Annotated in this window: 9 protein-coding genes and 1 pseudogene (1 of these 10 running past the window's edge); 5 read left to right on the top strand and 5 right to left on the bottom strand. The window is 70.2% G+C overall.

Annotated elements, in window-relative coordinates:
- Both FrCorBMG51_RS32945 and FrCorBMG51_RS24505 read right to left on the bottom strand, forming a co-directional pair.
- Positions 1 to 2,461: pseudogene (locus FrCorBMG51_RS32945) on the bottom strand (leucine--tRNA ligase); it reaches 753 nt to the left of the window's first position.
- A 134-nt stretch (positions 2,462 to 2,595) separates the two neighbouring features.
- The gene (locus FrCorBMG51_RS24505) at positions 2,596 to 3,231 is read right to left on the bottom strand and encodes a rhomboid-like protein (RefSeq protein WP_338052664.1); all 636 of its coding nucleotides are present in this window, start codon (positions 3,229 to 3,231) and stop codon (positions 2,596 to 2,598) included.
- Between the two features lie 322 nt (positions 3,232 to 3,553).
- On the opposite strand from FrCorBMG51_RS24505, the gene FrCorBMG51_RS00775 reads away from it, so the two are divergent.
- On the top strand, positions 3,554 to 5,611 hold the full coding sequence (locus FrCorBMG51_RS00775; RefSeq protein ID WP_047221215.1) for a thioredoxin domain-containing protein: 2,058 nt from the start codon (positions 3,554 to 3,556) through the stop codon (positions 5,609 to 5,611).
- Between the two features lie 157 nt (positions 5,612 to 5,768).
- Positions 5,769 to 6,329, top strand: coding sequence for a hypothetical protein (locus FrCorBMG51_RS00770; protein ID WP_047221214.1), 561 nt, complete (start codon positions 5,769 to 5,771; stop codon positions 6,327 to 6,329).
- A gap of 65 nt (positions 6,330 to 6,394) precedes the next feature.
- On the opposite strand, the gene trhA is transcribed toward FrCorBMG51_RS00770, so the two are convergent.
- The gene (gene trhA, locus FrCorBMG51_RS00765; RefSeq protein WP_047221213.1) at positions 6,395 to 7,078 is read right to left on the bottom strand and encodes a PAQR family membrane homeostasis protein TrhA; all 684 of its coding nucleotides are present in this window, start codon (positions 7,076 to 7,078) and stop codon (positions 6,395 to 6,397) included.
- A gap of 337 nt (positions 7,079 to 7,415) precedes the next feature.
- Between trhA and FrCorBMG51_RS00760 the strand changes: the two genes are divergently transcribed.
- The 3 genes from FrCorBMG51_RS00760 (at position 7,416) to msrA (ending at position 12,253) form a co-directional block, all read left to right on the top strand.
- Positions 7,416 to 9,239: a phosphoenolpyruvate carboxykinase (GTP) gene (locus FrCorBMG51_RS00760; protein ID WP_047221212.1), complete on the top strand. Its 1,824-nt coding sequence runs from the start codon at positions 7,416 to 7,418 to the stop codon at positions 9,237 to 9,239.
- Between the two features lie 825 nt (positions 9,240 to 10,064).
- Positions 10,065 to 11,357 carry a PhoH family protein gene (locus FrCorBMG51_RS00750; RefSeq protein ID WP_013872281.1) on the top strand — a complete coding sequence of 431 codons (1,293 nt, stop codon included), beginning with the start codon at positions 10,065 to 10,067 and terminating at the stop codon, positions 11,355 to 11,357.
- A gap of 233 nt (positions 11,358 to 11,590) precedes the next feature.
- Complete coding sequence (gene msrA / locus FrCorBMG51_RS00745) at positions 11,591 to 12,253, top strand: peptide-methionine (S)-S-oxide reductase MsrA (protein WP_047221286.1); 663 nt, start codon at positions 11,591 to 11,593, stop codon at positions 12,251 to 12,253.
- A gap of 207 nt (positions 12,254 to 12,460) precedes the next feature.
- On the opposite strand, the gene FrCorBMG51_RS30240 is transcribed toward msrA, so the two are convergent.
- Positions 12,461 to 12,640 carry a hypothetical protein gene (locus FrCorBMG51_RS30240; protein WP_235433203.1) on the bottom strand — a complete coding sequence of 60 codons (180 nt, stop codon included), beginning with the start codon at positions 12,638 to 12,640 and terminating at the stop codon, positions 12,461 to 12,463.
- Between the two features lie 36 nt (positions 12,641 to 12,676).
- Positions 12,677 to 12,871, bottom strand: coding sequence for a hypothetical protein (locus tag FrCorBMG51_RS00735; protein ID WP_047221210.1), 195 nt, complete (start codon positions 12,869 to 12,871; stop codon positions 12,677 to 12,679).
- Positions 12,872 to 13,248: the final 377 nt, after the last annotated feature.

The raw sequence follows: 13,248 nt of genomic DNA, 5'->3' as shown, positions 1-13,248 counted from the left end.
GCTCGCCGTCGTGGGTGAACCCGCCGTCGCCGGTGCGGACGACCTCGGCGGCGGGCACGTACATGCCGCGGGCGTCGGTGAACGCGTCCGCCTGGATGTAGCCCTGGTTGAACAGCCGCTTGAACGGCTCCTTCGTCGAGACCAGCCCCAGGTCGTAGAGGACCTTGTGCCAGAACCGCGCGTACAGCAGGTGCAGGACGGCGTGCTCGACACCGCCGACGTAGAGGCCCACGCCGCCGTCGCCGGGCGGGCCGCCGGGGGTGTGCATCCAGTAGCGCTCGACCTCGGCGTCGACGAAACGCTCGCTGTTCGTCGGGTCGAGGTAGCGCAGGTAGTACCAGCAGGAGCCGGCCCACTGCGGCATGGTGTTGGTCTCGCGCCGGTACGTCTTCGGCCCGTCGCCCAGGTCGAGGGTGACGGTGGCCCAGTCGGTGACCCGTGCCAGCGGGGGGACCGGGTCGCTGACGTCGTCGTCGGCCACGGCCGCCGGCCGGAAGTCGGTCATCTCCGGCAGGGTGACCGGCAGCATGTCGTCCGGGAGCGCGACCGGCAGGCCGTCGGAGTCGAACACGATCGGGAACGGCTCACCCCAGTAGCGCTGCCGGGAGAACAGCCAGTCCCGCAGCCGGTAGGAGCGGGCGGCGCGGCCCGCGCCGACGTCCTCCAGCCAGCGGACCGTCGTCTTGATCGCGTCCGGCTTCGACAGCCCGGCCAGGGACGGCGCCGCGCCCGACGTCGGCAGGTACTCTCCCTCCCCGGCGAAGGCGACCGGCCAGGTGTCCGGGGTCGCGCCCGCGGGCACCCGGTGCTCGGCGCGCCAGTCCTCGCTCGGCGCGAGCACGGCCGGGACGGGCAGGCCGAACTGCCGGGCGAAGGAGAAGTCGCGCTGGTCGTGCGCGGGAACAGCCATGATCGCGCCCGTCCCGTACCCCATCAGGACGTAGTCGGCGAGGAAGACCGGGATGGTGCCACCGGTGACCGGGTTGGTGACGTACGCGCCGGTGAACACGCCGGTGCGCGGGACCTCGTCGGTGCCGCGCTGACGGTCGCCCAGGCGGGCGGCGTACTCCCGGTAGGCGGCCACGGCCGCCTGGGGCGTCCAGACCGCCTGGTCCGTCGCCGAGGCGCCGCCGTCGGCTCCTGGGGCGCTGCTGTCGCACCCCGGGCCGGTGCCAGGAGCATCCTGCGGCTCGGCGCCCGGGGTGGGAGGCGGGTTGGTGAACGTCCATTCGACAGGGGTGTCCGGCGGCCAGGCCCGCGCGGTCAGCGTGTCGACGAGGGGGTGCTCCGGGGCGAGCACCATGAAGGTGGCGCCGGCCAGGGTGTCTGGGCGGGTGGTGAACACCTCGACGCGGGCGTCGGACCCGACCGCGGGGAACTCGACCGTGGCGCCGTCGCTGGGCCCGATCCAGTTCCGCTGCATCTGCTTGATGGAGTCCGGCCAGTCGACCAGGTCCAGGTCAGCGATCAGACGTTCGGCGTAGGCGGTGATCCGCAGCACCCACTGGCGCAGCGGGCGGCGGAAGACCGGGTAGTTGCCGATGTCGCTGCGCCCGTCGGCGGTGACCTCCTCGTTCGCGAGCACCGTGCCGAGCCCGGGGCACCAGTTGACCAGCTGCTCGGAGATGAAGGCCAGCCGGTAGCCGTCCACGACCTGTCGGCGCTCGGTCGAGCTGAGCTGTGACCAGGGCCTGTTGCGTGGGTTGGCATCGCCGCGGGGCGCCCGGGTGCCGGCGGTGAACTCGGCGATCAGCTCGTCGATCGGGCGGGCGCGGTCGGCCTGGTCGTCGTACCAGCTGTTGAAGATCTTGAGAAAGATCCACTGTGTCCACCGGTAGTACGCCACGTCCGTGGTGGCGATCTCCCGGCGGGTGTCATGGCCCAGCCCCAGCCGGCCGAGCTGGCGCCGCATGTTGTCGATGTTGGCTTCGGTGGTGACCCGCGGGTGCTGCCCGGTGTTGATGGCGTACTGCTCGGCCGGCAGGCCGAAGGCGTCGTAACCGAACGGGTGCAGGACGTTGTAGCCGGTCATCCGCAGGTAGCGGGCGAACACGTCGGTGCCGATGTACCCGAGTGGATGCCCCACGTGCAGGCCGCTGCCGGACGGGTAGGGGAACATGTCCATGACGAAGAACGGCGGCCGTCCGGCGACCTCGTCGAAACCGTCCGACAGCGGGCCCCGCGGGTTGGGGGAGTGGAACGTGCCCCGCCGCGACCACGCCTGCTGCCAGCGGCGCTCGATCTCGCCGGCGAGCCGGGCGTCGTAACGGAACGGCAGGTCCACGGCTCCGGCCGCGCCGCCCGTAACCGGCTGAGCGTCCACCGGCCGGGTGTCGTCGTCACGCCCGGTGACGGTGTGGCCGGCGGCAGCGTCCCTGGTGTCCCGCGCGCCGGTGTCCCGCACGGCGTTGCCGTTGGTGCCGCTGTGCTCGACACGGCTGTGCTCGGTACTGCTGGTCATCTCTCATCATCCTCAGGTCAACCCGACCCGACCCGTCCCGCGGACCCTGCGGGAATCCGCGGATCACGACAGCGGAACCAGCTGTGCTGGCTCATGGCAGGCACACGCGGATGGTGTCGATCGTTGGTTCGAGCCTATCCGGAGCCTGTGAACCGGGGCTGGCAGGCCGGGCCGGAAGGCCCGGAAGGTATGGCGCCCGCCAGCGGGTACGAGAGCCGAAGGTACCGGACGCAGGCCAGGCCGATGCCGGCCGCGATCAGGTGGCCGGCGGCGGTGAAGTCGGGGGTGCGGACCGCGGCGAGGACGAGCGGCGCCAGCAGGCCGCCGACCAGCGGCCACCGCCGGTGCGCCCGCGCCGTGGCGGCGAGCACCGCGGCGCAGGCGATCAGGCCATAGCTGGCGCCGACGTCGACGGCCTCGGTGACATGCCCGCCGACAAGCCCGGCACGTTGGCCCAGCAGCAGCCCGCCGGCGACGAGCAGGCTCGCTCCGACATGCCCGGAGGCGAACACGCCGAGTGCCGGTCGGGGGCCGGCCACCCGTTCCAGCGGCGCGAGCAGCGCCGCCACCGCGGCGGCCGTCTGCGGGAACGTGCCCCTTTCGAGCCAGAACGCGCTGGCCACCAGCACGTACAGCGGGCGGCTGCGCAGCCCCGCGAGGTTGGTGGACCGGCTGCGCAACAGGCGCTGGTAGGTGTCCTGGTCGAGCCGGTGGACGACCGCGAGCACGGCCGAGGTGACGCTCAGGACGCAGAGGTAGGCCATGGCCAGGGGCGCGGCCCGCCAGGCCCGGGCCAGCGGGTCGTCCCGGCTTGCGGACGCCGTCCNTTGCGGACGCCGTCCGCCGTACCCGCGGCCAGGTCCGCGGCAGCGGGCCGGGACCTGGACCTGGGCCGGGACCTGGACCTGGCCGTAACCGCGCCCGGGACAGCGCGATCTGTAAGTAGGACGCGGTTTGTGGGTGAGAAGACGCGGAATGTAAGTAGGGCGGCGCGGATGTCGCCCTGCAGGTCACCATCCGGTCGACTGGCACCATAAAAGGTTCCAAGCGCCCACGGCCCGCTGAGCTTCCCGGCGGCGGGATGCTGGGTACATGCCGAACCGTCTAGCCGAGCAGACCTCGCCGTACCTCCTCCAGCACGCCGACAACCCGGTCGACTGGTGGCCCTGGGGGCCGGCGGCCTTCGCCGAGGCCACGGCCAGGGACGTACCTGTCCTGCTGTCCGTGGGCTACGCGTCCTGCCACTGGTGTCACGTGATGGCGCACGAGTCGTTCGAGGATCCGGACACCGCAGCGATCATGAACGAGTACTTCGTCAACGTCAAGGTCGACCGGGAGGAGCGGCCCGACGTCGACGCCGTCTACATGGACGTCACGGTCGCCCTCACCGGCCATGGCGGCTGGCCGATGACGGTGTTCCTCACCCCGGCCGGGGAGCCGTTCTTCGCCGGGACCTACTTCCCGCCGGCGCCGCGACCGGGGATGAGCTCGTTCCGGCAGCTTCTTGCCGCGGTCACGCACGCGTGGCGGACGCGACGTGACGAGGTGGCGGCCTCCGGCGCGGACATCGCGCGCCGGATCGCCGCGGCGGCGCTGGGGTCGGCCGGCCCGCCAGCCGGGCTCACCGGCGACCTGCTCGACACCGCCGTGGCGAAGGTCGCGCGGTCCTTCGACCCGGAGCACGGCGGCTTCGGGTCGGCGCCGAAGTTCCCGCCGTCCGCGCTGCTGGAGATGCTGCTGCGGCACCACGCCCGCACGGGCGACGCCGCCAGCCTGCGGATGGTCACCACCACCTGTGAGCGGATGGCCCGCGGCGGGATCTACGACCAGCTCGCGGGCGGGTTCGCCCGTTACAGCGTGGACGCCACCTGGACGGTCCCGCACTTCGAGAAGATGCTCTACGACAACGCCCAGCTACTACGGGTGTACCTGCACCTGTGGCGGGCGACCGGGTCGCCGCTGGCCGAGCGGGTCGCCCGGGAGACGGCCGCCTTCCTGCTGCGCGACCTGGGGACCACGGAAGGCGGGTTCGCCTCGGCGCTGGACGCGGACACGGTCGTCCCCGCCGGGCCCGGATCCGGCGGGGACGAATCGCCCGGGCACAACGCCGGCGGGCACGGTGCCGGCGGGCACAGTGCGGAGGGCGCCACCTACGTGTGGACGCCGGCCGAGCTCGTCGACGTCCTCGGCCCGGCGGACGGTGCCTGGGCCGCGGACGTCTTCGGCGTGACCGCCGCGGGCACGTTCGAGCACGGCAGCTCCGTCCTGCGGCTGCCGGCGGACCCGGACGATCCCGAAAGGTTCGCGTCGGTGCGCGAGCGGCTTGCGCGGGCCCGGGCGGCCCGCCCGCAGCCCGCCCGGGACGACAAGATCGTCGCCGCCTGGAACGGGCTCGCGATCGCGGCGCTCGCCGAGGCCGGCGCGCTGCTGGCCGAACCGGCCTGGGTGACCGCCGCCACCAGCGCCGCGACGCTGCTGCGCGACGTCCATCTGGTGGACGGCCGGCTGCGGCGCACCAGCCGGCACGGCCGTGTCGGGACGAACGCCGGGGTGCTGGAGGACTACGGCGACGTGGCCGAGGGCCTCCTCGCCCTGTACCAGGTCACCGGGGACGAACAGTGGCTGGCGCTGGCCGGTGACCTGCTGGCCGTCGTCCGGGCACACTTCGCCGCGGACGACGGTGGTTTCCACGACACCGCCGACGACGCCGAGCGGCTGCTGCGCCGGCCGCGGGACCCTTCGGACTCACCGACGCCGTCCGGCCAGTCCGCGGTTGCCGGCGCCCTGCTGACCTACGCGGCGCTGACCGCCTCCGACGAGCATCGCCGGGCCGCCGAGCACGTGCTGGAGGTGCTCGCCCCACTGCTTGCCGCGAACGCGTCCTTTGCCGGATGGGCGGGGGCGGTCGGCACGGCGCTGCTGGCCGGCCCCGCCGAGATCGCCGTCGTCGGCCGTCCGGACCTCGAGCGGACGGCCCGGCTGACCACCTCACCGGGCGCGGTCGTGGTCACTTCCGGGCCGTTGGCGCGGGGGCGGGGCACGGCGGGGGTCTACGTGTGCCGGGGTTTCGTCTGCGAACGTCCGGTGAGCACGGTGGAGGCGGTGCGTGACCAGCTGGGAGTCCGGCTCGTCCTGCCAGCGACCAGCTGAGCGTCTCGCGGGTGAGCCGGGCTTCCCGCCGCCGGACGCGGCTCTCGAGATGTTCGTGAGCGATACCTATTGCCATGTATCTGTTGTAAGTATGTAATCAATCGAGGTGCGAGATGTCTGGAAGTCCGCACCGGATGCGGACCGCGAGGAGGCAGACATGGCGGGTGCGCGTGGACGTGGCTTCGGCCGCTGGGGTGAGCGTGAGCCGGTGCCGCCCGCGGACGACGCGCCGGCGTGGTTCGCGGGCAGGCTGCCCGACACCTGGTTCACCGGTGCCGCGACGGTGACCGTCGACCGGGACGAGATCGTGGTGGTGGGGACGATCCCCGCCGCGGAGCTGGAGACCGATGATCCCGCCGCGGTCGCCGCCGCCGAGTCGGGCCGTATCCGCCGGTTCCGTGAGCAGACCAGGGACGTCCGGATCGCGATTGCCCAGGAGGCCGAGCGGCGCTACGGGCGCAAGGTGGCGTGGGGCGCGACCGCGGGCGGAACGACCGAGTTGTTCACCACCCTGTCCGTTCCGGTGATGACCAGGCTCCGGCAGCCGGAACGCCAGGTGCTCGACACGCTGGTCGACGCCGGGGTCGCGCGCAGCCGAAGCGACGCGCTGGCCTGGTGCGTCCGGCTTGTCGGTGACAATGCGCAGCCATGGCTGGCCCGCCTGCGGGAGGCGCTGGAGAAAGTCGAACAGGTCCGGGCGGAGGGGCCGGAACTGTGAACCCGAATTCCGCCCCGGCCGGCGGCCCCGCGAGATAGCGGGTTTTCGGTCAGACCATTCTGGTCCTATGTTGCGTAGATTGCCAGAATGACGGCGATATAGTGACATGTCGCCGCTACGATGGTAAACGCGTGAAAGACCTCGTGGTAGCCGAACGTCCGCGGAGCCGGGTTGGGGCGTCGGGACGCGTAGACAAATGCCCCGAGGCTGTACAGAACGCCACCGGCGAGGATCAGAACCAACGCCGCGACGCCGGCGGTGTGCAGCAGTTCGGGTATGACGAAGACCGCCACCCAGCCGAGGGCGATGTACAGCGGCACCATCAGGAAGCGCGGTGAGTGCAGCCAGAGCATCCGCAGTCCGATACCGACCGCGGCGCCTCCCCAGACCACCATGAGTATCGTCCGGGCGGTCCGCGGTGGAAGCGTGAGCAGGGCCAGCGGTGTGTAAGTTCCGGCGATGAAAACGAAGATCATGGAATGATCGAGTCGTTTCATCAGTGATCGCGCGCGTGATGTTGACCACATCCTCCGGTGATACAGCGCGCTCGTGCCGAACAGCATGGCGATGCTTAGCGCATAAACGCCCACCGCCATCCGTGCACGGAACGTCGTGGCCAGCGTAATGGCGATGACGCCGAGTGCCAGGCTGACCGGGAAGGCGCCCGCGTGCAACCATCCGCGCATCCTCGGTCGCACCAGGTCGCTCGGGTGGTGACGGAAGTCGCGGCCAGGTGCGGTCGTGGTCACGCGGTCACCGTATCTTGCGCCCGTCATGGTTACCAGTGGGCGTCGTTGATCGGCTTCGCGGCGGCTTCGCGGCGCGTGGATTTGCCCGATTGCCATGGCTCGACCGCGCGACTGCTGGAAGCTCCCAAGGTAGAGTCAAAAGATCCTGTACACGGCCTCGAATCGCCTATGGCTGTGGCTGATCCACTATGTGCTGGACGGTGATGGCGCGGGCGCGGTGTTGCGGGGTGACGGCGCGTGCGTTCTGTGGCCCCGAACACGAGTGGACCTTCCATGGCGTGGGCATAGGTGCTATGGCGGGGCCGTGGTGGGCTCGACTCAAGCGGAGGTGGGAGCTGTGACGACCGCGGCGCAGATTTCGGGGCTTGACGCTGCCCCGACCAGGCATGCCGGGCTGATTGCCTGGGTGCGTGAGATCGCCGAACTCACCCGGCCGGAACGGATTTGGTGGTGTGACGGTTCTGACGCGGAGTACGCGGAACTGGCCCGCTTGCTTGTCGACAAAGGCACGTTCGTCCCGCTGGACCCCGAGAAGCGGCCCGGCAGTTTCTACGCCGCTTCCGATCCTACCGACGTCGCCCGGGTGGAGGACCGTACCTTCATCTGCTCGCGGAACCCCGAGGACGCCGGGCCGACCAACAACTGGGCCGACCCGGAGGAAATGAAGGAGAAACTGCGGGGCCTGTTCGAGGGCAGCATGCGGGGACGGACGCTGTATGTCGTACCGTTCTGCATGGGCCCGCTGGGCTCCCGTATTTCGGCGCTCGGAGTCCAGCTCACCGACTCGGCATATGTCGCCGTGTCGATGCGGACGATGACCCGCATGGGCGCGTCCGCCCTGGAGCAGCTGGGCGACGACGGCTTCTTCGTCCCGGCCGTGCATTCACTGGGCGCTCCGCTCGAGCCCGGTCAGGCGGACGTGCCGTGGCCGTGCAACTCGACCAAGTACATCACGCACTTCCCGGAGACCCGGGAGATCTGGTCCTACGGCTCGGGTTACGGCGGTAACGCCCTGCTGGGCAAGAAGTGCTATGCCCTGCGTATCGCCTCGGTGATGGCCCGGGACGAGGGCTGGCTGGCCGAGCACATGCTCATCCTCAAGCTCACCTCGCCCACCGGAAAGGTCCACTTCATAGCGGCGGCATTTCCGTCGGCCTGCGGCAAGACCAACCTGGCGATGCTCATTCCCACCCTGCCGGGCTGGAAAGCCGAGACCATCGGTGATGACATCGCCTGGATGCGGTTCGGGGAGGACGGCCGGCTTTACGCGGTGAACCCGGAGGCCGGTTTCTTCGGAGTGGCGCCCGGCACGGGTGAGGAGACCAACCCCAACGCGATCGCGACCCTATGGGGCAACACGGTCTTCACCAACGTCGCCCGCACCGACGACGGCGACGTGTGGTGGGAGGGGCTGACGAAGGAGAAGCCGGCCCACCTGCTGGACTGGAAGGGCCGGGACTGGACACCGGATTCCCCCGAGCCGGCCGCGCACCCCAACGCCCGCTTCACCGTGCCGGCGGGCCAGTGCCCGACGATCGCGCCGGAGTGGGAGGACCCGAAGGGCGTCCCGATCTCGGCGATCCTCTTCGGCGGGCGCCGGGCGACCGCGGTCCCGCTGGTGACCGAGGCGCCGACCTGGCAGCGTGGGGTGTTCTACGGGTCGATCGTCGCCTCGGAGACGACCGCGGCGCAGGCCGGCGCGATCGGCAAGCTGCGGCGTGACCCGTTCGCGATGCTGCCCTTCTGCGGCTACAACATGGCTGACTACTTCGCGCACTGGCTGTCGATCAGCCGCAAGGCCGACCCGGCGAAGCTCCCGCGGATCTACTACGTCAACTGGTTCCGCAAGAGCGCGCAGGGCCGCTTCCTGTGGCCGGGCTTCGGGGAGAACAGCCGGGTGCTGGCCTGGATCGTCGGCCGCCTCGAGGGCGAGGCCGACGGGGTGGAGACCCCGTTGGGTGTCCTGCCCACCCCGGAGGCGCTGCCCACCGAGGGGCTCGACGTCCCGGCCGAGGATCTCGCTGAGCTGCTCACCCTCGACATCGAGCTGTGGAAGGAGGAGGCGGAGCTGATCCCCGAGCACTACCGGACCTTCGGCGACGCGCTTCCGGCCGAGCTGTGGGCCGAGCAGGAGGCCCTGGTCGACCGACTGAAGGGCTGACGAGGAGGCTGATCACGGTCCGTCCCACGGTTGTGACCGCGGGGGTGTGACCGCGGAGATCGGGCCGGCGTCCGGCATGCGCCACGGACGCCGGCCCGATCGCTGCCGTCGCGGCCTGTCCGGCGTTCTGGCGTCGATCCCGGACAGCGCCGGCTGTCCGCGTCCGCCGCTGTTTGTCTGCGCCAGCCGTCTGTTTGTCGTCGTCTGTTTGCTGCCGTCTGTTTTGTCGAGGGCGCGCTACCCGTAGCGGGCGCGCCCGTTGCCACCGCTCCGCTTCGCTGATCTGCCCGGTCGTTCTGCCCGGTTGATCTGCCCGGAGGTCCTGTCGGGGTTCTGCCCGGGTCCTCTGGAAATGTCGCCGGCCAGTGTCGCGGCCGTCGGTTCTCCGGCCGGGACGTGCTCCGTTCTCCGATCGGGATGTGCCAGCCAGGTAAACGCTGGGAAACGTCAGGATACGAACGCGAGGACACATAGTTGTCTTCTACGGCACGGTCCAGAAAAAATGATCATGGTTGTGGCTGGAGTACAAGCGATTTCCCGTTGGCCATCACCTTACGATCGGTGACCGTTGCTGAGCGTGTTGTGCGAAGATAGTCGCGCTTTCGTGGCGGGGGAGCTAACGTGTGGCCCTGGGTACGCCGGGTGGGCATCGCACGACGATGATCCACTAGGCGGGACCAAGATGGCTCAAGTCGTGGTCCGGCACTGGGCCGGGCCATTCGGGAGGCCCCTCGGTGCCGCATTCGCGACAACGCCAGGAGGCCGGTGCCCGGCCTCCTGCGAGGGGCCCGGTCCCGGACTTCCTCCGAATAAGCGGGTGGGCGTGTGCCACGAACGCATGTCGTCGACACAAGCGTGCTCCTGTCTGATCCTGGCGCGCTGCTGCGGTTCGCGGAGCACAATGTGGTGCTTCCTCTGGTAGTCGTAGGAGAACTGGAAGGAAAGCGGAACCACCCCGAACTGGGCTGGTTCGCCCGCGAGGCCCTTCGCCTCCTCGACGACCTACGAATCCGCCACGGTCGACTGGATCAGCCACTGCCGTTGGACGACGGTGGAACGCTACGGGTCGAACTCAATCACACCGACCCGTCGGTACTCCCACCGGGGTTCCGGGTGGATGACAATGACTCGCGCATTCTTGCCGTCGCGCTCAATCTCGCCGGGGAGGGCAACGACGTCGTCCTGGTCACCAAGGACCTGCCGCTGCGGGTGAAGGCATCCGCGGTCGGGCTCGCCGCCGAGGAGTACCGGGCGCAGACGCCGGTGGACTCCGGCTGGAGCGGCATGGCGGAGCTTGCCGTCGCCCAGGACGACCTGGACCGGCTCTACGCCCGCGAGACCGTCGAGATCCCGGACGCCGCCGGGCTGCCGTGCCACACGGGGCTGGTGCTCACCGCGGCCGGCGGCAGCGCCTCCGCGCTGGGCCGGGTGACCGCGGACAAGAAGGTGCGGCTGGTCCGTGGCGATCGGGAGGCGTTCGGCCTGCACGGGCGGTCCGCGGAACAGCGGGTCGCGCTCGACCTGCTGCTCGACCCCGACGTCGGGATCATCTCCCTGGGCGGGCGGGCCGGTACCGGCAAGTCGGCGCTGGCGTTGTGCGCCGGCCTCGAAGCGGTGATGGAACGCCGGCTGCACCGGCGGGTCGTGGTGTTCCGGCCGCTGTACGCCGTCGGCGGCCAGGATCTCGGCTACCTCCCCGGCAGCGAGAACGAGAAGATGGCGCCCTGGGCACAGGCCGTCTTCGACACCCTCGGCGCCCTGGTCTCCCAGGAGGTCATCGAGGAGATCGCCGACCGCGGCATGCTCGAGGTACTGCCGCTGACACACATCCGCGGCCGGTCGCTGCACGACGCGTTCGTCATCGTGGACGAGGCACAGTCGCTGGAACGCGGCGTGCTGCTGACCGTGCTGTCGCGCCTGGGGCAGGGGTCACGGGTCGTGTTGACGCATGACGTCGCGCAGCGTGACAACCTGCGGGTGGGTCGGCACGACGGGGTCGCGTCCGTGATCGAGACCCTGAAGGGCCATCCGCTGTTCGCGCACGTCACGCTCACCCGCTCCGAGCGGTCGCCGATCGCCGCGCTGGTCACCACCATGCTGGAGGATCTCGTTCTGTAGGACCCGCGGTCCCCGCGGGAGGTGTTCTACCGGTCCCGCGGGACGTCCACCGGCTCGGCCCGGGCCAGGTTCGCCCGGCCGGGCCGGGTTCGGGATGGACGAGTACGCGGCCAGGGAACGTACCGGGCATGGACGGGGTTGACGTCTCAGGCCCTGTCGCCGAAGGACCGCGGTGGTGCATCATGCTTCTTCCGCGTCACCGCGGACCGGACAAGTCCCGGAGGTTCCAGCAGATGTTCTTCACTCACCACAAGTCCACCCTGCCCACGGCCGAGCAGGCGCTGCCCGGTCGTCTGGTGCCCGCCTTCGCCGTGCCCGAGCGGCACGCCGTCCTCGGTACGCCGTTGCGGGGGCCCCTCCCGGCAGGGCTGGAGACCGCCGTGTTCGGGCTCGGCTGCTTCTGGGGCGCGGAGCGGAAGTTCTGGCAGACCCCCGGGGTGTACTCGACCGCGGTCGGGTACGCGGGCGGCATCACACCGAACCCGACGTACGAGGAGACCTGCTCGGGCCTGACCGGGCACACCGAGGTCGTCCAGGTGGTGTTCGACCCGGCCGTGGTGAGCTACGAGAACCTGCTGAAGGTCTTCTGGGAGGCGCACGACCCGACCCAGGGTATGCGCCAGGGCAACGACGTCGGCACCCAGTACCGCTCGGCGATCTACACTTTCTCGGACGAGCAGCTTGCCGCGGCACACCGCAGCCGGGACGCCTTTCAGACCGTCCTCGACACCGCCAGCTTCGGCCCGATCACCACGGAGATCGCCCCCGCCGGGCCGTTCTATTTCGCGGAGGACTACCACCAGCAGTACCTGCACAAGGTCCCCAACGGCTACTGCGGCCTCGGTGGCACCGGCCTGTCCTGCCCGGTCGGCGTAGCCCAGACCGACGCCGGCTGACCCCGGCAGCCGACTGGATGTCCGAGGGTATCCGGCGGTGTCTGTCTCACTCCGTTCCTGCGGTAGCCGCGGATCCACGACGTACGTGGGGAAGCTACCGCTCGAAGATGTCGTGGGTGCCGATGCGCAGCCAGATGACGTGCGGGCCGGGCTTGCCGGGGATCGGCTCGCCGTACGTCCACAGCGTCCGACCATCACGTGCCCACGTCATCTCGAACACCCGGGCTCGGACTTGAAGCCCTTGACCCGCATCGGGTGGAAGGAGCCCGAAGTCAGCCCTTCACGGAACAGCGCGACGGCACGCAGGAACGCGGCCCGCTGCGCGGGGGAGAGTCGATGGAACTCCGCGAGGAAGCGGGCAACCGGCTCGAAGGTGGGCACGGTCACGACAATAGGGCGAAGGGTGAGCGCCCTTTCGAGGGGTCAGCTTGCCTTCGAGTGTGGGTCCATGGACAGCTCGTGGAGGAGCGCGTCGAACGCGGCATCACTGGTACAGATGACCGATCGTCCTGCGGCAAGGTCCTCGCGTGCTTCGTCGATCGCCTGCTGGGTAGCGGAGTCGGGTTTGTCCGCCCATTCGTACGGCTCGGGGTATGGCCAAGCGTTGGGTTGCGTCACTTCCCACCTCCCCTGGGTCAGCCTAGGCCCTTCGATGGTCACATCGAAGGGCCTTCAAAGCATGCCCACACATGCGAGCACTGACAAGAACATCGGAGCGTGAGTTAAGACCGTCTTCATCACCGGACCGGCGGATCCAGAGTCGCGTCGGGCGGCCTACCCCCACCCGGGCCCTTCTCACGCCCGCGTGGCCTTCAGGCGGCCAACCTACTCCGCGCGGTCAGGCCGTGGAGACGGCCCACGGGACGGTTCGGAGATCGTTTGGTGCACTTTTAGGCCCCGCGGCGCACTTCCGGCTGACCGGCCGGGGTGGCCCCGCAACATCTGGCTCAGGTCAGTCGAGCTACCCGCCAGCGTCCGATGAGACGCCCCGCGGG

Origin of the sequence: Protofrankia coriariae (assembly GCF_001017755.1) — a bacterium.
GTDB lineage: Bacteria > Actinomycetota > Actinomycetes > Frankiales > Frankiaceae > Protofrankia > Protofrankia coriariae.
Note: the sequence above shows the minus strand (reverse complement) of the source record. Positions and strands in the feature narration are given on the sequence as shown.